Genomic DNA, 19,773 nt, shown 5'->3' with positions numbered 1-19,773 from the left:
AAGGGGATATATTTAGAGCAGATTTAAAATAAGCTGGTCTCGCTGCGCGCAATCACCACGCACGAATCAAGCCGCTTCTAATACACGCTGCATGCCATCGGCACTGTTACGGGTATAAACGACTTTGAGTCCGCGCTTATGTGCGACATGCTTGATGCGGTACATCATGGAATGATTGAGCCAGCCGGTGACCAGCACAATCACGTTGACGTTAACAGGTAACTCGCGCTTGACGTCGCCGGGTTTTCTGCCCGTCCAGTGATCAATTTTATCAATCCCTTGTGCGTGCAACACCTGTTTGATGCCCTCTATACGGTCACCACCAATGACTAATGCTTTTGACATGAAACATTCTCCTGTTGTAGAGAAAGAAAAAGGCATTGGGTAAATGCCTTTTTCTAAAATGAGCTGCTGAATTTCAATGCTTACTTCTGGTAAATCTCGTCGAACACACCACCATCGGCAAAGTGTGTTTTCTGCGCCTTTTGCCAACCGCCAAACGCATCGTCAATCTTGATCAAATTGACTTTAGGAAACTGTTTTTCGTATTTTTTGGCCACAGATTCCAACGTCGGACGATAGTAGTTTTTGGCTGCAATTTCCTGGCCCTCTTCACTGTACAAGTATTCCAGATAGGCTTTGGATACCGCTTCAGTGCCATGACGCTTGGCATTCTTGTCGACTACAGTCACTGGCGGCTCCGCCAGAATAGACAGTGAAGGCACGACCAGATCAAACTTGTCTGGCCCCAGCTCCTTGAGCGCGAGGAAAGCCTCGTTTTCCCAAGCCAGCAACACGTCGCCAATACCACGCTCCACAAAGGTCGTGGTTGCGCCACGCGCACCGCTATCTAACACCGGCACGTTTTTAAACAGTTTTTTCAAAAACTCTTTGGCTTTTGCCTCGTCGTTATTGTTTTGCTTGAGCGCATAACCGTAGGCCGCCAGGTAGTTCCAACGTGCCCCGCCAGAAGTTTTGGGGTTAGGCGTAATCACCGAGGTGCCTGGTTTCACCAAGTCACTCCAGTCCTTGATGTTTTTCGGGTTGCCTTTACGCACCAGAAACACAATAGTCGAGGTATAAGGCGAACTGTTGTGCGGCAGACGTTTCTGCCAGTCCGGGCCAAACAAGCGGCCTTTGCTGCCAATCTCGTCAATGTCATAAGACAACGCCAGCGTCACCACATCGGCCTGCAGGCCATCAATGACGGAACGTGCCTGCTTGCCAGAGCCTCCATGTGACTGCTTGACGATGACGTTGTCGCCCGTCTTGGCTTTCCAATATTTGGCAAAGGCTTCGTTGTAGTCTTGATACAACTCACGCGTCGGGTCGTAAGACACATTGAGCAGATTCACATCGGCCGCCCAAACTGCCAACGGGGCAACGAAGGTCGCAACGACAAATAGCTGCTTAATTTTTTGATGAAGTTTCATGTATATCCTTTAAGCTAGAAGCCTAGCAGGGTCAATTCTGTGTAGAAAAAGTCTGAGCTCAGTGAGCGCGTAGGGTCATTGTTGTTTGAAGCAATCTTGATTGCATCTTTGACAAAATCACCGGCCCAGAAGTGTGCGTAGCCTAAATTAAGTGAGGCGTACTGATTCAAGGGGAAGCGAATTCTCAAATCAACCTCCTTACCCAAATCTGTCCCAGAGCGACCACTGACATCTTGTAAGTTACTCCCAGCAGACCAGCTGGCGGTTGCATCATCCAATCGATACCAGCTAAAGCCTGTATCAACCTTTACATTCTCCAAAAATGGGACTTTAGGATCGAACTCTGCCCGCACTTTGGTCGCACGAATATTGTTCATTTGAATGTAGTCATTGTTAGACCAGGGACGGGCAAAACCAAACAAGCGATCAAAGCCCTGATTGTCTGAGGTGTCTCTGGAACTACTACCGCCAGAAACATGATCACCAGTCGCTACACCGTAAGAAGCACTAAAACGGGGTTTCCAAAGATGTTTGTTAAAGGTATACCCGACCTCAGCGTTGTAGGCATAAGCATCTTGATCAACAGTAATATACCGGCCATTAGCTAAAGAGAGTGATTGCGCGCTGCTCGTCACAAAGCGTTGTACATGCCCCCACTGCTTGTTATAGCTCACATCAAAGTCCCACTGTGTGCCAGGCAAGATGCCGAAAACGCGAATACCGCCCGTACTAATTTCGCGATCCACTTGTGCCTGTGCCTGTCTTACCGCGTTATACCAGGCACGATTAGCGTACTCCACACCATTGCCGTCATACTTGACCCTGCTACCATCCTGCTTCAAGTAAAAGTAGTATGGCTGAATGGTGACGTACTCAGACCAGCCACGCCAATCACCTACCAAGCCATAAAAGTGCTGGGCATGATCGACTTGATCTAATTGATTAGCAAACCGTTGTACCGGTTGCACTGCGAAGGCTTCCAGTTGCCAGTCATTTTTCTTTTCACCGATATTGGCGCGTATACCCTGGAATGAGTTCGTCGTGTTACGCCACTCGTTGCGCGCAATCAAACGACGATCCAGATCTTCCCAGGCCAAGCGGCCACCGCGCACCCAAAATGGACGGCTATTGCCTAAATCATCTTTGCCAAAAATGCTTTCTTTAAAATAGAGCTCCAAGTAGCCTTGGATGAAGTCCGCATGGTCGATATCTTTGGGGTCATTAGAAATTCGCGGGTCGCTAAAACCGTTGTAATCGCTGTGATTCCGGCGGGAGTCCTGCACCTCCACTGCAAAACGGAAAGGATCCAGGATATTCTTCAAGCCGAGGTAAGCCCGTGTACGCAACAGAATGGGTTCATCAATGTTTTCTTGTGCACGACGGAAGTCATTTTGGCGGCTTTCAAAACGCGCACGATGTTCCAAGCCGATATCCAGCCAATCCACATCAGCGAAGGAATCGTAATCCTTGAGCCAGGTTTTATTCAGCTGCCTGACATAGCGAGGTGGCTCTGTTTCTTTTTGTGTGCCATAGCTGCGACGTTCAACGTAATAACCATTTGCAGCTTTGGCAGCGGCCTTTTCCTCAGCTTTAATCTCTGCAAGGCGTGCCTTGATCTTTTTCTGCTGCTCAGTATCCTCTACTTGTGTCTCTGCAAGCGGTGCCTCTTCTGCCAAGGCCACGCCACTACCCAACCACCACAAGCTTGCGGTCGCCAGTGCGAGACTCATTTTTTTTAATTGCATGTAATTCTCCCGAAATTGAATGACTTCCAGCGGCCTGGTCAGTGTTTACTAAACTATTAATTACTTTTTGGATTTGGTTTGATGATCAAAGCGGACTTTTTCGCGTCGCTCGATTTGCGTCACCCGGCCATCGTGTATCGTGATTTCGATGGAACCATAGCCAGTATCCTGCTGTACCGCAGTGATCGCGGAAGCAACCACCGCCAACACTGCGGAATCTGCTGCGCTATCAGTTTTGTGTTGTTCTGTAGACATGCTGCCTCTCACCACATTGAATGAACGGCATTATTTCAGACTATTTATATTTTAAAAAATAATTATTCGTTATTTTTATATTACATTTAACTATATAAAGAGTAAAAAAATCCCGCATCACTGCGGGATTTGAGTTTGAGATTCGTACGGAAAAAGTTAGAAGTTGTACTGCAGTTGAACGCGTAAAGCCTCTGCTTTGAAATTTTCGTAATCAACTCTGGCTGGCAAGTTATTCGCTGCACTCGCACTGGAACGGTTACCTGTTACCAAGTTAGTGCGGTTCATGCGATGATACACAGCGGTTAACTCCAATTCGGGGGCCAATTGCCACTCAAGACCCAACTCCCAATCGTTCACATGGTTTTCAGGTGAGTTTGTTTCGGCTTTATTGTAGCCATCAAAGTATTGCCATTTGATAAATGGAATCAATGTACCATTCGTGCTCAGGAACTGGAAGTTGTCGATTTTATACATCGCTTGTACATAACCACCGTTCAGGCTTTTCTTCTCAATCACGTTCTTGGTGATATCAAGACCTGGTGTATTACCCCAGTTCCATTCCGCTTGAATACCAAACGGTTGTGGATACATGATAAAGCTAATACCTACGCGCTCATCATCAATACCGTTTCTGCCTGAAAGAGGAGTACCTGTACCTAACGTGGGGGTTGCAGAAGCTAAAGCGCCTGTCGCAGGATTGCGGCGGCTATAAGCGCCTGTTGTTGAAACATATTCACCTTTATAAGCTTGGATACCTGCTTCATAAATCTGACCACTTTGTGTTTTCCAAGGGTAAGTCAGGCGTGATACAACATGATAATTGTCATTCTGCTCAGCGCGGTTGGCGCCCTGACCATTGTACAAACCAAGTGCAAACATACCGTAGTTCCCAGAGTGTTTCAGGCCCTGTTTGTTGATTTCCTCAAACAATGCCTGAACATCTGTAGGCGTGTAGTAGTAGAAAGCACCCAAATCACGTTCATCTCTAACAGCACTATTCAATGCATCGTTACGATCCAACGCCAGGCGGTTTGAAGAGGATTGCAGGTTTTCGAAACCATATGGGACTTTGGATTGACCAACGCGTATACGATGTACTTTAGTTTTATCAAAATTGACATCACCGTAAGCATCACGCAATTGTGCGATATTATTAGTACCACTGGCTGATGAAGCAAAGTCTGGCTGAATATAATAGCTTAAGTGATCGCCATAATCGCCAAAAATGATCACACGAGCACGACGAATTAAGAAATTCTTGTCAGCATCCCCCAGAGACTTATCATCGCCGACTGAACGGTCAGACCACAAGTTAACTCCTTCGTCACCACCTAACATGGTCGTGTTTCGTGTTTGCACGTAACCACGGATGTTCACGCGACTAGTCCAGTTTTTCTTTTCTTTTTTCTTCTGGACCTCAACTTCGTTGTCACGGCCTTTCATGAGCAAGGCGCCTTCTTCTTCAGTCAATACGCCTTTTGACACGAGTGCTTGCACCAGATCAACGGTAGAGTCTGCCATCGCGGTCAGTGATAAACTTGCAAGCAAGCCACCAGCCAACGCCGCAGATAAAATGCGGTGTAATTTTGAATTCATAAATTTTCCCTGATTGAATATTTCTATAAACAACGGGGCGTATTTTGAAGAACAAATATGACACTTTAATGACAAACCTTACATATTTCTTACAGCGGACTAGTATAAAAAAAGCCACCTTTAAAGGTGGCTTTTTCACATCATCGCTGAGTTAAGTCTCAGCACGCATGTGTGGGAAGAGAATCACATCACGAATGCTGGGGCTATCAGTCATCAGCATGACCAAACGGTCTATGCCAATTCCGCATCCACCTGTCGGCGGCATGCCGTATTCCAGTGCACGAATAAAGTCAGCGTCGTAATACATGGCTTCCTGATCACCAGCTTCTTTGGCTTTTACCTGGGCCTGGAAGCGCGCGGCCTGATCTTCAGCGTCGTTTAATTCGCTGAAGCCATTGGCCATTTCACGCCCGGTAATAAAGAGTTCAAAACGTTCGGTAATTTCAGGATGTTTGTCGGAGGCACGCGCCAGTGGTGACACCTCAACCGGGTAATCAATAATATAAGTAGGTTGCCACAATTGGCTTTCTGCGGTCTCTTCAAACAATGATAGCTGCAATGCGCCCAGTCCTGCATGGTCAAACGCCTTGACGCCAAACTTGAGTAATTCTTTGCGCAAGAACTCGGCGTCATTCAATTGCTCGGCGGTGTAGTGCGGCGCATATTTCTGAATGGCGCCCAAAATGGTTAAGCGCTCAAACGGTTTGCTTAAATCGACCTCTTTACCCGCATAACTCAATACTGCCGTGCCACGTGCAGCAATGGCAGCTGCGCGTATACATTGTTCGGTAAAATCCATCAGCCACTGGTAGTCGGTGTAGGCGGCGTAGAATTCCATCATGGTGAATTCAGGATTGTGACGTACGCTTAAGCCCTCATTGCGGAAGTTACGGTTGATTTCAAACACACGCTCAAAGCCGCCGACAATCAGACGCTTCAAATACAACTCAGGTGCAATCCGCATAAACATCTGCATATCAAGTGCGTTGTGATGCGTAATAAATGGTTTGGCTGAGGCGCCCCCTGGAATAGGATGCAACATCGGGGTTTCCACTTCCAGAAACTCATTTTCATTCATGAACTGGCGAATCGCTGCCACCACTTTGGAACGGGCCTTGAATGTTTCACGGGTTTCTTCCGAGGTGATCAAATCGACATAGCGCTGGCGATATTTGATTTCCTGGTCTTGCAAACCATGAAATTTTTCTGGTAACGGGCGCAGGGACTTAGTCAGCAAACGCAATTCAGTGACATGCACAGACAACTCGCCGGTACGGGTTTTAAACAACCGGCCTTTCGCGCCAAGGATATCGCCCATGTCCCAGTGCTTGAACTGGTCATACAAGGCTTCACCAATTTCATCCCTGGCAATGTAAAGTTGGATACGTGCTGAGCTATCCTGAATCGTAGCAAAACTGGCTTTACCCATCACGCGTTTGAGCATCATGCGGCCGGCAACTACCACAGGGATTTCTTGAGGGTCCAGGGTTTCCTTGTCTGTCTCGGCATATGCGGCCTGCAACGCAACGGCTTTATGCTCTGGCTTGAAATCGTTAGGAAAAACGGCCTTCTCGCTGGCCTGCGCTTGTTCACGCAGCAAGCGTAGTTTCTCGCGACGTTCTGCAATCACATGATTTTCATCAACCACGCTCTCAGTTGCGTTATCTGGGTGGGAATGTTGTGCTGTCATATTGTATCCGGCATTCGCCTGCGTAATCTTAAACGCGCTATTTTAGCATTGTTAGCGCTGATTTTTAGAGGATCGTCTACGTCGTTTCTTGCTGGATGGGCAAATGAATACGGATCATGAATCCGTCCGGGCTTAGATTGGTGGCGTTGACAAAGCCGCCATGGGCTTCAACGATATGCTTGGTCATGGCGAGGCCGATGCCATGCCCTTCGACTTGCGAAGCGCGGCGACCTCGCACAAAAGGCTTGAATATCTGCTCAAGCTCTTGTGGCTCTACGCCCTGCCCCTGATCCTGTACTTCGAGAATAATTTCGCCAGTACGCTGACTATGTTGCAACTCAATCGTCACCTCACCATCCACAGGACCATATTTGAGCGCATTGCGGATCACGTTATCAATCGCACGTTGCAACAACTCCAGTTGCCCATCCAGGATGACGGGCTCATCAGGCATCAACAACCGGAGCTTGGCATCATGCTTTTCAAACAGGACATCCCCAACAATGCCTGTCAGCAGAGCTTGCAAATCCACCTCTACTTTTTGCAGCTTGTGTATATCCGATTCAAAGCGAAAAATTTCGAGTAATTCAGAAATCATGCGTTCCATGCGCACAGCTTCAAGCTCAACGCGCTGCAAAGAGCTCTGAATTTTTTGTGGATTTTGCATAGCCAGACCAACAGCCATCTGTATTCTTGCCAATGGGGAACGCAGTTCGTGGGAAACATGATGCATCATGTTTGACTGGCTTTTGATCATATTATTCAAGCGCAGCGCCATCAGATCAAAGGCCTGCCCCAAGCCGGAAAACTCATCATAAGAGGCCTTGATCTTGGGGCTGACACGCACGAGCAGATCGCCCTCTGCTGCACTTTTAAGATGAATCAGTAACAGCTTGATTGGATGCGCGATGGCCCAGGCAAGCAAACTGGCAAAGACGAGATTGGCGAGAATGCCGAAAACAAACACCCAAACCGGAAGGTTAAACACCATAGGCAGGTGTTCATGTGACAGTGTTTTTGCGATCAGCTCATTAGAGGGTTGCGTCGGGGCTTGTGCTTTAACCTGGTCACTCGCGGCATGCAACGCTTCATGGTAGCCGACCAGCTTGCGATTCAGCTCCCACTCTGCAATGTTTCCAACAATAATATCGGTTGAAATGAGCGCCAGAAAAAGTGCTGCAAATAACTTCCAGAACAGGCGCCCCATAGGCCTCGCAATAACGAATTACTCTCTTACCAGTTGATAGCCAACGCGGTAAATTGTTTGAATCACATTGACGCCGCCGGAAACTTCAGAGATTTTTTGACGGATACTGCTTAAATGAACATCAATGCTACGATCATACTTGACCAGCGGACGACCTAAGGCCTTGACTGACAGATCCTCTTTGCTAACGATGGTGCCTGCATGTTTGGCAAGAATTTCAATCAAACTGAATTCGGTACTGGTGAAAATAATAGGTTTATCCGCCCAGAACACTTTTCTGCGTTCACTGGAAACCACCAGTTGACCAACCACAATATCATTCCCCTTGGGACTGTCACTGGTATGGCGGCGCAAGATCGCACGCACGCGGGCAACCAACTCGCGTGGCAAACAGGGTTTTTGAACATAGTCATCCGCGCCAGCTTCCAGCCCTTCAATACGGCCTTCGTTGTCGTCCTTGGCGGTCAACATCAACACAGGAATATCGGAATGCTGACGGATGTTGCGTAATGTTTGCAATCCATCCTGGCCAGGCATCATCACATCCAGAATGGCAAGATCAAACTTGCCAGCCAGAACATATTGCTCACCCGTCAGGCCATCATGTGCAGTTGTCACGGTGTAGCCTTCCTGCGTCAGAAATTCCTTTAGCATGTTGGCTAGTTCAACATCATCGTCAATCAACAGCAGCTTGCTCATTTATGTCCTTTTTGAGATTTGCATTAGGCTCAATGTACTTTAGCCACGGAATCTTAACGAACAAACAAATTCAATAACAAGCGTAAGCGAGACATTTTACCCAAGTTTTCAAACTGAATCGAAAATGTTAAATCAATTTAAAGTATACCGCAAATATGTTCGATGCAAAATTTAATCCGCAGTAAAAGCCTCACACAACTGGCTGAGCAACTGACCAAACAGGGGCAATACATCCTCCGGGCCATGCGGACTGTCATCGTCTGTGCTTGCAATCAGGTAGCTGATGGTCACTTTATCCAGATTTTCGCGGTAGGTCAGCCAGTGCTCGGAATCGGTTTCTGCAATCAATTGAAACTTATGAAACCCAGACTCGATAATCTCTGCCAGCATTTCTGGCGCCAGCCCTGCAAACAAGGTTTTGCCTATCGTCACTTGTGCCCGGGCATAATCTGGCTGGTGCCCATCCTGCGTTAATGGCATGAGCAAAAAGGCGTACAACATCAAGCCAAAACACTGATACACCCCCAGCATATCAAAGTCGCTTTGCAACTCATCGGCCGGATGGCGCTCTGCAGAACGTATGGCTTGAAAAGTTAAAAAACTTGCCAAGTAATGCGCGGCCTCTTCCACATCGGCATTCGCATAGGCAGACTTGGCCGCTTCAGCAGACAGCGGCACTGCATTGGCTTGGGCCTGACAGAGCTGATGTAACCACTTCAGCCGCTCTTCATATGTCATTTCCATAACTATTCCTTTATCAATGATTCCTATATATATGTTTGCTACAACAGTTAATCTACTTCCGGCAATGCCTCTAGTGCTTCCTGTAGCGACAACCATTCACTCTCAACCGTATCCAGCTGTTTCTGGTTTTGTGCCTGTGCAATCAACAGTGCTTGCAAAGCCTCCCGTTGCGAGGCTTCATAGATACCGCTCTCAGCCAGTTGGCTGTCTAGTGATTGCTTGGTTTGCTCCAGCTCGGCCAGCTGCTTCTCCAGTGCTGCCAGACTTTTGAGCAGCGGTCTGCGCGCTTGCAACCGCGCCTGCCGATCTGCTTTTTGCTGATGATAGGCATTCTGTTTAGTGGCCGTGCTTGTTGGCTCGGACATGGCAGACGGCGCAGATTGCAGCAAAGACTGCTTGTAGTCTTCCAAGTCACCATCAAACACGCTGACCTGGCCTTCAGCAACCAGTACAAATTTTTCGCAGCACGTCGCCAGCAGTGTGCGGTCGTGCGAAACCATGACCATCCCCCCTTCATAGGCCTGCAAGGCCATAGACAGGGCATGGCGCATTTCGATATCCAGATGGTTGGTGGGTTCATCCAGCAAAATCAGGTTGGGACGTTGCCAGATGAGCATCGCCAGCGCCAGCCGTGATTTTTCGCCGCCGGAAAACGGGCCACACGGACTTTTTGCCATCTCGCCCCTAAAATCAAAGCCGCCCAAAAAGTCCAGCAGCTCTTGCTCCCTGGCTTTAGGGTCCAGGCGTTGCAAATGCATGAGTGGCGAATCCTCGGCGATCAGTTGCTCCAGCTGGTGTTGCGCGAAATAGCCGATGCGCAGGTCTTTGCCCTCCACCCGCTCGCCCGCCAACAAGGTTTCAGATTGCGCCAGCGCCTTGATCAGCGTGGATTTACCTGCGCCATTTTTACCAAGCAATCCGATACGCTCACCAGGGCGAATCGCCAGATGCGCCAACTTGACCAGTGTTTGCTGACCATAGCCCAAGGCCGCTTGATTAATCACCAGCAAAGGATCTGGCGCGGCGCCCAGATCACGAAAACCGAAACTAAAGGGCGAATCCACATGTGCAGCACTGATGCGCTCCATGCGCTCAAGCGCCTTGATACGGCTTTGGGCCTGACGCGCCTTGGTGGCCTTGGCACGAAAACGGTCAATATATTGTTGCAAGTGGGCGATTTGCTGCTGCTGTTTTTGGTAGCTGGCTTGTTGCAACACCAGTTTTTCAGCGCGTTGGCGTTCAAAATCGCTATAGCCGCCGCGGTACAGGCTCAGTTGCCGCTGCTCAATATGCAGGATATGGTTAACGGTGTTATCCAGAAACTCGCGGTCATGCGAGATCAACAATAAGGTGCCGCGATAAGCGCTCAGCCAGCCTTCCAACCAAATCACCGCTTCAATATCCAGGTGGTTGGTCGGTTCATCCAGCAATAGCAGGTCAGAACGGCACATTAGCGCACGTGCCAGATTCAGGCGCATCCGCCAGCCGCCCGAAAAATCACTGACAGCTTGACTCAGTTGTGACTGGGTAAAGCCCAGCCCCGCCAGCAAGGCACTGGCTCTGGCCTCGGCACTGTAACCATCAATATCGGCCAATCGTTGATGCCACTCCGCCACCTGTATGGGATCCTGTGTGCCATTGGCCTCAGCCTGCGCCAGATTTACTTGCAGGGCATGCAACTCTTCATCGCCTTCGAGCGTGTAGGAGAGTGCAGACTGTGCAAGCGCTGGGGTTTCTTGTGCCACATGGGCAATCACCCATTGCTGCGGAATCAGTAATTCACCTGCCTCGGCCACCAGCTCGCCACGCAACAAGGCGAACAGGCTGGATTTGCCTGCGCCGTTCGCCCCGGTTAAACCAACCCGATGGCTGGGATGCAACTGAAAGCTGGCGCCTTCGACCAAGGGCTTGCCTGCCCGCGAAAAAGTCAGCTGCTTAAACTGAATCACTCTTGAATACCTTTAAACGTCATCGAACAGCAAAAGAATCGCATTTTAAACGAATCATGCCCGCTCGGCGGATAAATCCTTGAAGCGCCGCTGAAATAGCGGTGAGGCCAGATAAAAGCGCGTAATGTAGTTGTAACGCTGACAGTGACGCAACTGTTTTCGAGTAAAATAGTCACATAAATAAATAATATCTTTTTTGTTCTGCAAAATCCCTTATATGCCCCTGCAAAAAATCAAACGCTGGCTGCTCTCTTTGTTGATCGGCCTCCTCATCCTGCTGGCAGGCATCGTCGGGGTTATCCAGTTTTACGTGTTCCCCCATATCGACGACTATCGCAGCCGGATCGAACACACCTTGAGCGACGCGCTCAAGCAAAATGTCACCATTGCCAGCATAGCCATCCGCTGGCGTGGCCTGGCACCGCAAGTCACACTGTCCAAGGTGACGCTATACGATACGCAACAACGCCCGGCGCTTGAACTGGCCCAGGTCACCACCCGCCTGTCATGGAGCAGTCTGGCGCTACTCTCACCCTCGCTAGTCAGCCTCAATATTGATGCACCCAATCTGGTAGTGAGAAGAACTGCAGAGGGGCAAGTCTTTTTGGCCGGCATTTCCATGTCCGGACAGGGGAATCCAGCGTTTGCCAACTGGCTGCTGTCGCAACGACGCATCAAAATATCCAATGCCACGGTGACCTGGCTTGATGAACAACGCCATGCTCCGCCTTTGCTGCTTAAGGATTTGAATATCCAGATATTGACACCGGTCTGGCAACGTCTGTTGCACCGTCACAGCATTCATGTTGATAGCCTGGTTTCAACAGGGACCCAGCAACGTATTCATCTTGAAGCCGTCGCGGTTGGCGATGATGTATCCAAGCCAGAAGCATGGCATGGCGAACTCTCACTCCGTTTGCCTGAAACCGATTTGGCGGCCTGGAGCCCCTGGATTGACCTGCCTGTCGCGCTGACGGCGGGCAAAGGCAACCTGACCGCGACGCTGGCCTTTGACAAGCTGCAGCTACAGCGACTGGCGGCACAGGTTGCGCTCAATCATGTTGCAGTCTCGCCCGCCCGCACATCGCAAACCTTTATCGCCAAAACGGTCAGTGGTGAAGTGCGCTGGCAACGTGTAGAACAACGGCAAATGCTGACACTCAAGCACTTTTCTGCCGACATTGAGCCCGGCCTCATGCTCAGCGATGCCAATGGTGAGGTGCAATGGGACCAGCACGGTCATGAAGGCACCCTGAGCCTCAAACAGCTGGGTCTGACGCATAGCAACCTGCTGGCACAATGGCTGCCTGCAGACGCTGCCCTCACCCGCTATCTCGAAAACATGGTTCCCACGGGCAATGCCAGCAAAGTCAAGGCTCGCTGGCTATACCACGACAAGCAGTGGCAGGATTACGCCATCACAGCCAGCTTCGATCATATACAAACCAAGGCGTATGAAAAACTCCCTGGCTTGCAAAACTGGGCTGGTCAGCTGTCTCTCAAACCCAATGCAGGCAACCTGGAGCTGGACACAAAAGAGGCCACACTTGAATTGGCAGGTCTATTGCGCTGGCCGCTACCGATTGATCAGCTACAAGGCGAAATCGAGTGGCGCAATAACGGCCAAAAAATGTTGATCAGCACACACAATTTGCATTTTGCCAACCCGCATCTGGCGTTACGCACCAACATGGAATACCAATTGGGTGCCACCGGTGGCGATACCATACAGCTTCAAAGCCAGATTGAACGCGGCGATGCCAAATTTGCGTCGTTCTATTATCCCCTGGTGCTTGATCAGGCTACTCTGCACTGGCTGGATACCTCGATTCTGGGTGGCCAGATTAGACACGGCGAAGTGATTGTCAAAGGCCGGGTCAAAGACTTCCCCTATGTGAATGCAGCGTTTCATTCAGATCCGTCACTGGGTTTATTCAGGGTCACAGCCCAGCTTGACCGTGCCAGCCTGGAATACGGGACCGATTGGCCGCAACTGCAAGACATCGACGCCTTCCTCAAGTTTGAAGGCAAACGCATGGATATTGCCGTTAAAAATGCCACCACGGTCGGCCAGCACATCACGCAAGCACAAGTAGAGATTCCGAGACTGGATGCGGATGACCCTATTCTGAGTGTCAAGGCCGTCGCAACAGGCAACCTGGAGCAAGGCATTAAATTCATCAACACCAGCCCGGTCAAGCAAGTCACCATGGGCTTTACTGATACGCTCAAAGCCACCGGCGCGGCAGACCTCAAGCTGGCGTTACAAATTCCGCTCACTAACGTGGATGCCAGCCAGTTTCAGGGCGACTATGCGATCAAAAATGGGCATATCGCCGCCAATACGCAAATGGCCATGCCCGAAATGGGCAACATCAACGGGCATCTCAAATTCAACGAGAAGGGCTTGCAGGCGCAAGGCATACAACTCAGCCTGTTCGACAATCCGGCCACCCTGAGCTTGAGTACCCGCCCGGACAAATCTGTGATGATTCAGGGCAGCGGCCGCATCACGGATGCCGCCCTCAGAAAACTGGATAACAACCTGTTAACGCGTGCCTTGCATGGCACCACCGACTGGAAAAGCAATGTGCTGATTCAGGCACCGAATCTCAGGCTGGATATTCGCTCGCAGCTGATAGGCATGACGATTGATTTACCCGAGCCCGCCAAAAAAACGGCAGACACACCTGCCAACCTGATCATCCGTGTGCGTCAGGAAAACAATCAGCCGGATAAAATTGCGATTGACTACAATGAGTGGCTACACGCCAACCTGTTCCGCCAGGTCAATGGCGAAACGGCAACCATTACCGCAGGGGAAATTGCCATCAACACCCCTGCCCGCTTGCCCACAGGCAATGGCATCAACTTGAGGGCAGACTTTCAAAAGCTCAACATTGATGAATGGCTGCCCTATCTTAATCAGTCAGGCACGCCCCAAAACTCGGCCACATCTTCACTGGCGCTCAATCAGGTAGAACTGACCGCGGGCACCTTGCATGTGTTTGACCGCAATCTGCATCAGATCAAACTGAATATCACGCCCGAAAGTGAACGCCTCAAGCTGCTGATACAAAGCCAGGAGCTGGCGGGCGAGGCAGACTGGCTGGCTGGCAAACCCAATAAACTGGTGGCCCGTTTAAATTATCTGCGTGTGCCACGCACCCCGGATAATGACAATACGCCAGCCCCCGCCGAGGCGCGCAGATTGGACATGACCTACCCGGAGCTGGATATCACTGCGCAGGACTTCCAGTTTGGCGACAAGCAATTAGGCAGCCTGGACTTGAAAGCTTTTAACAGCGGCGAGAGCTGGGTCATCCAGCGCATGAGCATTACCAATCCGGACAGCCAGCTCACCGCGGACGGCACCTGGCGCAACTCGGTGCGCAGCCCGCAAACCCAGCTCAAATTCAACCTGAACTCAAGCAACCTGGGCAAAACCTTGCAGCGTTTTCAACCCGGAGGGGAAATGGTCAAGGGCGGCACAGGCAACATGAATGGCCAACTAAGCTGGCCAGGCAGCCCGCACGAGTTTGCGGTTGAACGCCTGGATGGCAGCTTCACCATGCAGCTTGAAAAAGGCCAGATCCTGAAAGTGCAACCCGGCGTGGGACGCTTGCTCGGCCTGTTGAGCTTGCAGAGCTTGCCACGGCGCTTGACGCTGGATTTCCACGACTTGTTTAGCGAAGGCTTTGCCTTTGACAAAATCACCTCTACCGCCAATATTCGCGACGGGATTTTACGCAGCGACGACCTGTTTATGACCGGCCCTGCCGCTGAGGCCAGAATCAAGGGGGAGACCAACCTCAAGGCCGAAACGCAGCGCCTCAAAGTGCGGGTCGTCCCACATATTTCCGACTCGGTATCGCTTGCAGCGCTGGCCGGCGGGCCAATTGTCGGCGTGGCTGCCTTTGTCGCGCAAAAGCTGCTCAAAGATCCACTTAACAAAATCAGTGCCAGTGAGTATATGATTACAGGCACCTGGGATAACCCGCAGGAAGCCGACGCCGATAAAAAAGCCCCGGCCACCCCTGCTGTTCAACCTTTAAAAAATCTGCATTAATGTCAATATCAAGCATTTAAACCGGAAACTTGCCATGGCCGACAATAAAACCAAAAAACTCAAATCCTCAGCCAATGATGACATCGTCAAAGTTGCGGCGATCCAGATGGCGTCCAGCCCCAGTGTTTCGGCCAACCTGGTCGAGTCCAAGCGGCTCATCGAAATGGCGGCCAAGGCTGGCGCCAAGCTGGTGGTACTGCCTGAGTACTTTTGCATCATGGGGCTTAAAGATTTTGACAAGGTCACCATCCGCGAGAAGCCCAATACCGGGCCTATCCAGCAGTTTTTGAGCAAAACCGCCAAAGCCTACAAAATCTGGATTGTCGCTGGCACAGTGCCGCTGGAAAGCAATTACGCCAATAAAGTGCGTAACAGCTGCCTGGTGTATAACGACAAAGGCGAACAAGTCGCCCGTTATGACAAGATTCACCTGTTTGGCATGGATATGGGCACCGAGCATTACCACGAAGAAAACACCATTGAACCTGGCGATACCGTGGTCACCGTAGACACCCCGTTTGGCCGAATTGGTCTCTCGATTTGCTACGACTTACGCTTCCCCGAGCTGTTCCGCGCCATGGGTGATGTGGATATGATCGTGGTGCCCTCAGCCTTTACCGAAACCACAGGCAAAGCCCATTGGGAAACCCTTGTACGCGCCCGTGCGGTAGAAAACCTGTGCTATGTGGTTGCATCTGCGCAGGGGGGTTACCATCTCTCTGGCCGCGAAACCCATGGTAACAGCATGATTGTCGATCCGTGGGGCGTCGTGCTTGACCGCTTGCCACGTGGCTCCGGAATTGTCATCGCCAATGTTAACCGCAACTATATTAAAAACCTGCGCGAAAGCTTACCTGCGCTTAAACACAAAACCATTAAAGCCATTTAATGAAAACCCTGAGCACGCAAGCGGCACTCCTTGGTGAAAAATCACTCAAACCAAAACAACCCGCTCACCAGACGCTGAAAGTAAAGTAGACCCACTATGCAAACACACCTGACCACTGCCAACGATTTACTGCTGCGCCCTGCTGGACTGGATCAAGAAGCGCTGACCAATGTGCTCTCCGGCATGATGACGCACAATATCGACTATGCCGACCTGTATTTTCAATACAGCCGCAGCGAATCCTGGGGCCTGGAAGAAGGTCAGGTCAAATCCGGCAGTTTCAATATCGACCAGGGTGTTGGCGTACGCGCCGTCAGCGGCGAAAAAACGGCTTTTGCCTATTCGGATGACATCCACCTCGACGCCCTGCAACAAGCGGCCAGCGCGACCCGCGCTATCGCCAGCCTGGGGCAAGAAAAAACCGGCCACAGCATCGTCACCCGCAGCCACCTGCCACTCTATCTGCCGCAAGACCCGATTGCCAGTCTGAGTGCAGACGCGAAGGTCAAGCTGCTCGAAAAACTAGAACGTTACGCCAAGGCCCAAGACCCTCGCGTGACGCAAGTGATGGCCTCCATGGCCGCCGAATACGAAGTCGTCATGGTCGCCCGCAGTGACGGCGTCATGGCAGGCGATGTGCGCCCGCTGGTGCGCGTCTCCCTACAAGTCATCGCCGAGCACAATGGCCGTCGCGAACAAGGCTCCAGTGGTGGCGGTGGCCGCTTTGATTACAGCTACTTCACCGATGAGGTGCTGCAAGACTACGCACAAAAAGCCGTGCATCAAGCCCTGGTTAATCTGGATGCGCTCCCTGCCCCTGCGGGCAGCATGACTGTCGTGCTCGGCAGCGGCTGGCCCGGCATTTTGCTGCACGAAGCCATCGGCCACGGCCTCGAAGGCGACTTTAACCGCAAAGGCAGCAGCGCCTTCAGCAACATGATCGGCCAGCAAGTCGCCGCCAAAGGCATCACCATTGTCGATGACGGCACCATCGCCGATCGCCGCGGCTCCCTGACCATGGATGACGAAGGCAACGCCCCGGAAAAAACCGTATTGATTGAAGACGGCATCCTGCGCGGCTACATCCAGGATACGCTCAACGCCCGCCTGATGGGCATGAGCCTCACCGGCAACGCCCGCCGCGAAAGCTACGCGCATATCCCCATGCCGCGCATGACCAACACCTATATGCTCAACGGCGACAAAGACCCGCAAGAGATTATCAAGTCAGTCAAAAAAGGCCTATACGCAGCCAACTTTGGCGGCGGCCAGGTAGATATCACTAGCGGCAAGTTCGTGTTTAGTGCCGCTGAAGCCTACATGATTGAAGATGGCCAAATCACCTACCCTGTCAAAGGTGCGACGCTGATTGGTAACGGCCCTGACGTACTGAAACGTGTGAGCATGATAGGCAATGATATGGCGCTGGATAGCGGCGTAGGGACTTGTGGTAAAGAAGGTCAGAGTGTGCCTGTAGGGGTTGGGCAGCCTACGTTGAGGATTGACGGGTTGACGGTGGGTGGGACATCGGCGTAGCGTGTTAGGTCAGCTTTTGGATTTCACGCGTCACGTGAGGCTCGATTAATTGCATCATTAGCCGATATTGGGCAGAATCCTTATACGTTGATACACAAAGTGAAGTCTATTTTATGGCGAATCAATGGCATATTCCCGATTGGCTTGAGGCAGCCATCAGAAATAGAGACAAAGCGTGTGTCTATTGCGCCAGAGAGTTTACACCCACTTCAGTCTCCACCAGATCTGCTGCCAGCTGGGAACACATTATCAACGATGAAACCATCATTTCACTTGAGAATATTGCACTGTGTTGCAGGGGCTGTAATGCCAGTAAAGGTCAGAAAAAACTTTCTGAATGGATGAAGTCTGACTACTGTAAAACACATGGAATCACAGAAAAAACCGTATCTCAAGTGATTAAAGATGCTTTGGCTAAAGGCCTGTGATGGTTACAACTTTATAGTGTGGGCAATTGATTGCCAACGCGGCCAGAAATACCTGAATAGATCTGCATCCAACCATATCCATCGCATTTGAAGTTACCTCGCGTGGGCAACAAGTTGCCCACCCTACAGACTTACGGTTATAACTTCAAATTACGCATGCCAAACCAAGCGATATACGCATAACAAATCACCGGCAACACAAAGGCATGGTGTATTCCCAAGCGATCAGCAAGCAAGCCGGTCAAAAGTGGGATCACTGCGCCGCCCACAATTGCTGTTGCGAGCAAACCTGAGCCTTTTTTCTCTTGGCCCGCTTTTAGGCCTTTAATGCCAAGTGTGAAAATAGTCGGGAACATGATGGAGTTACACAAGCCAACCAGCACCATGGTCGCAATTGCAAGATTGCCCGTGCTTTGCATGGAGACCAGGATAAACATGACCGAGAGCAATGCGTGGGTGATGAGCACTTTGGCGGGGGCGAATGCCTTAAGGGTGAAGATGCCGATAAAGCGGCCTATCATGGCGCCACCCCAGTACAAAGCCACCAACGGTGCGGCCTGGGTTTCAGCAACATGGCTGATGTCCATCACATAATTGACCAGAAAACTGCCTATCGAGACTTCAGCGCCAACGTAGGCAAAAATACCGATTACGCCCAGTAACAGGCCTTTTTCTTGCAATACTTCAGACCAGCTGCTCTCGTCTGCTTCTGCGCTTTCGATCCCTGACAGGTTGATGCGTGATAGCACGACTGCGATCACGATCAATACGCTAGCAATCAGGAAATAAGGATAGACCACGCCTTCGGCATAGCTGGAGTTAGTCAAGCCAGAGAGGATGAAATAGGCGCCAAAAAACGGGGCGACAAAGGTGCCGAGAGAGTTAAAGGCTTGAGCCATGGTCAGTCTGGAAGACGCAGTTTCTTTGGGTCCGATGATTGACACGCAAGGGTTTGCGGCCACTTGCAGTAGCACGATGCCAGACGCGAGCACGAACAAGGCCGCCAAAAACAAGCCATATGTATGCAATAGCACGGCCGGATAAAACAGCAGGCAGCCCAGGGCGGCTAAGGCAAAGCCGATCACCATGCCTTTTTGGTAGCCGACTTGCTCAATCAGTTTGCTAAACGGGATAGAAGTCAGGCCATAAGCCGCAAAAAAACAGAACTGGATCAAGGCCGCCTGGGCATAGCTCAAGGCAAAAATAGCTTTCAGATAGGGCACCAGAATATCGTTCAGGCAGGTGATAAAGCCCATCATAAAGAACAGGATGGTCAGTGAAGTGAGCGCTTTTTTATACATATTTATTTTTAAAAATGATGAATTGCTGTCACTACACCATATCTGCAGCGACTTTGGAAGGGCCACCCTGCATTTGCAAAGCGAGTGAACTTGACCGTGAAAAATGCTTCAAACAGCAAAAATAGCTGACACATATCAAATTCCCTGCATATTCAGGAAGTTAGCCGCTTGACGATGACGGGTTACCGTTTGTAATATGAGTATGACGAGGCCACAAGCTTTATTTTCATTC

The 19,773-nt window shown here is 50.6% G+C and carries 15 protein-coding genes; 4 read left to right on the top strand and 11 right to left on the bottom strand.

Annotation, left to right across the window (positions count from 1 at the left end; genetic code table 11):
• Window positions 1-66 precede the first annotated feature (66 nt).
• From ACFQ1T_RS13730 to ACFQ1T_RS13685, 10 genes are all read right to left on the bottom strand, one after another.
• The gene (locus tag ACFQ1T_RS13730; RefSeq protein WP_194747052.1) at window positions 67-345 is read right to left on the bottom strand and encodes a DUF2325 domain-containing protein; all 279 of its coding nucleotides are present in this window, start codon (window positions 343-345) and stop codon (window positions 67-69) included.
• Window positions 346-425: 80 nt separating this feature from the next.
• Complete coding sequence (locus ACFQ1T_RS13725) at window positions 426-1,433, bottom strand: sulfate ABC transporter substrate-binding protein (RefSeq protein WP_379077774.1); 1,008 nt, start codon at window positions 1,431-1,433, stop codon at window positions 426-428.
• A gap of 14 nt (window positions 1,434-1,447) precedes the next feature.
• Complete coding sequence (locus ACFQ1T_RS13720; RefSeq protein ID WP_379077771.1) at window positions 1,448-3,178, bottom strand: alginate export family protein; 1,731 nt, start codon at window positions 3,176-3,178, stop codon at window positions 1,448-1,450.
• Window positions 3,179-3,238: 60 nt separating this feature from the next.
• Complete coding sequence (locus ACFQ1T_RS13715; protein WP_379077768.1) at window positions 3,239-3,433, bottom strand: YezD family protein; 195 nt, start codon at window positions 3,431-3,433, stop codon at window positions 3,239-3,241.
• 156 nt (window positions 3,434-3,589) lie between these two features.
• Entirely contained in the window at window positions 3,590-5,029 is a 1,440-nt protein-coding gene (locus tag ACFQ1T_RS13710; protein WP_379077766.1) for a porin, read from the bottom strand.
• Between the two features lie 151 nt (window positions 5,030-5,180).
• Window positions 5,181-6,719: a lysine--tRNA ligase gene (gene lysS / locus ACFQ1T_RS13705; RefSeq protein WP_379077764.1), complete on the bottom strand. Its 1,539-nt coding sequence runs from the start codon at window positions 6,717-6,719 to the stop codon at window positions 5,181-5,183.
• A gap of 76 nt (window positions 6,720-6,795) precedes the next feature.
• Window positions 6,796-7,926 (bottom strand): HAMP domain-containing sensor histidine kinase, encoded by a 1,131-nt coding sequence (locus ACFQ1T_RS13700; protein WP_379077761.1) that lies wholly within the window; start codon window positions 7,924-7,926, stop codon window positions 6,796-6,798.
• An 18-nt stretch (window positions 7,927-7,944) separates the two neighbouring features.
• Window positions 7,945-8,625, bottom strand: coding sequence for a response regulator transcription factor (locus tag ACFQ1T_RS13695; protein WP_194747059.1), 681 nt, complete (start codon window positions 8,623-8,625; stop codon window positions 7,945-7,947).
• 171 nt (window positions 8,626-8,796) lie between these two features.
• Window positions 8,797-9,369, bottom strand: coding sequence for a hypothetical protein (locus ACFQ1T_RS13690; RefSeq protein ID WP_194747060.1), 573 nt, complete (start codon window positions 9,367-9,369; stop codon window positions 8,797-8,799).
• 47 nt (window positions 9,370-9,416) lie between these two features.
• Entirely contained in the window at window positions 9,417-11,318 is a 1,902-nt protein-coding gene (locus tag ACFQ1T_RS13685; RefSeq protein WP_379077758.1) for an ATP-binding cassette domain-containing protein, read from the bottom strand.
• Between the two features lie 217 nt (window positions 11,319-11,535).
• On the opposite strand from ACFQ1T_RS13685, the gene ACFQ1T_RS13680 reads away from it, so the two are divergent.
• The 4 genes from ACFQ1T_RS13680 (at window position 11,536) to ACFQ1T_RS13665 (ending at window position 18,240) form a co-directional block, all read left to right on the top strand.
• Window positions 11,536-15,387: a YhdP family protein gene (locus ACFQ1T_RS13680; RefSeq protein WP_379077755.1), complete on the top strand. Its 3,852-nt coding sequence runs from the start codon at window positions 11,536-11,538 to the stop codon at window positions 15,385-15,387.
• A 34-nt stretch (window positions 15,388-15,421) separates the two neighbouring features.
• Window positions 15,422-16,276 carry a carbon-nitrogen hydrolase family protein gene (locus ACFQ1T_RS13675; RefSeq protein ID WP_194747063.1) on the top strand — a complete coding sequence of 285 codons (855 nt, stop codon included), beginning with the start codon at window positions 15,422-15,424 and terminating at the stop codon, window positions 16,274-16,276.
• 96 nt (window positions 16,277-16,372) lie between these two features.
• Window positions 16,373-17,812, top strand: coding sequence for a metalloprotease TldD (gene tldD, locus ACFQ1T_RS13670; protein WP_379077752.1), 1,440 nt, complete (start codon window positions 16,373-16,375; stop codon window positions 17,810-17,812).
• 113 nt (window positions 17,813-17,925) lie between these two features.
• Window positions 17,926-18,240, top strand: coding sequence for a hypothetical protein (locus ACFQ1T_RS13665; protein ID WP_379077749.1), 315 nt, complete (start codon window positions 17,926-17,928; stop codon window positions 18,238-18,240).
• A gap of 137 nt (window positions 18,241-18,377) precedes the next feature.
• Here ACFQ1T_RS13665 and ACFQ1T_RS13660 read toward each other — a convergent pair whose 3' ends face one another.
• A complete protein-coding gene (locus ACFQ1T_RS13660) occupies window positions 18,378-19,541 on the bottom strand; it encodes a sugar MFS transporter (RefSeq protein WP_379077746.1) in 1,164 nt (387 codons plus the stop codon).
• Window positions 19,542-19,773: the final 232 nt, after the last annotated feature.

It is taken from the genome of Methylophilus glucosoxydans, assembly GCF_042676145.1.
Classification (GTDB): domain Bacteria; phylum Pseudomonadota; class Gammaproteobacteria; order Burkholderiales; family Methylophilaceae; genus Methylophilus; species Methylophilus glucosoxydans.
Note: the sequence above shows the minus strand (reverse complement) of the source record. Positions and strands in the feature narration are given on the sequence as shown.

What these genes read in the sequence shown, in the direction of transcription:
- ACFQ1T_RS13730 (WP_194747052.1), bottom strand. Translation starts at nt 345, where the DNA reads ATGTCAAAAGCATTAGTCATTGGTGGTGACCGTATAGAGGGCATCAAA.
- ACFQ1T_RS13725 (WP_379077774.1), bottom strand. Translation starts at nt 1,433, where the DNA reads ATGAAACTTCATCAAAAAATTAAGCAGCTATTTGTCGTTGCGACCTTC.
- ACFQ1T_RS13720 (WP_379077771.1), bottom strand. Translation starts at nt 3,178, where the DNA reads ATGCAATTAAAAAAAATGAGTCTCGCACTGGCGACCGCAAGCTTGTGG.
- ACFQ1T_RS13715 (WP_379077768.1), bottom strand. Translation starts at nt 3,433, where the DNA reads ATGTCTACAGAACAACACAAAACTGATAGCGCAGCAGATTCCGCAGTG.
- ACFQ1T_RS13710 (WP_379077766.1), bottom strand. Translation starts at nt 5,029, where the DNA reads ATGAATTCAAAATTACACCGCATTTTATCTGCGGCGTTGGCTGGTGGC.
- lysS (WP_379077764.1), bottom strand. Translation starts at nt 6,719, where the DNA reads ATGACAGCACAACATTCCCACCCAGATAACGCAACTGAGAGCGTGGTT.
- ACFQ1T_RS13700 (WP_379077761.1), bottom strand. Translation starts at nt 7,926, where the DNA reads ATGGGGCGCCTGTTCTGGAAGTTATTTGCAGCACTTTTTCTGGCGCTC.
- ACFQ1T_RS13695 (WP_194747059.1), bottom strand. Translation starts at nt 8,625, where the DNA reads ATGAGCAAGCTGCTGTTGATTGACGATGATGTTGAACTAGCCAACATG.
- ACFQ1T_RS13690 (WP_194747060.1), bottom strand. Translation starts at nt 9,369, where the DNA reads ATGGAAATGACATATGAAGAGCGGCTGAAGTGGTTACATCAGCTCTGT.
- ACFQ1T_RS13680 (WP_379077755.1), top strand. Translation starts at nt 11,536, where the DNA reads ATGCCCCTGCAAAAAATCAAACGCTGGCTGCTCTCTTTGTTGATCGGC.
- ACFQ1T_RS13675 (WP_194747063.1), top strand. Translation starts at nt 15,422, where the DNA reads ATGGCCGACAATAAAACCAAAAAACTCAAATCCTCAGCCAATGATGAC.
- tldD (WP_379077752.1), top strand. Translation starts at nt 16,373, where the DNA reads ATGCAAACACACCTGACCACTGCCAACGATTTACTGCTGCGCCCTGCT.
- ACFQ1T_RS13665 (WP_379077749.1), top strand. Translation starts at nt 17,926, where the DNA reads ATGGCGAATCAATGGCATATTCCCGATTGGCTTGAGGCAGCCATCAGA.
- ACFQ1T_RS13660 (WP_379077746.1), bottom strand. Translation starts at nt 19,541, where the DNA reads ATGTATAAAAAAGCGCTCACTTCACTGACCATCCTGTTCTTTATGATG.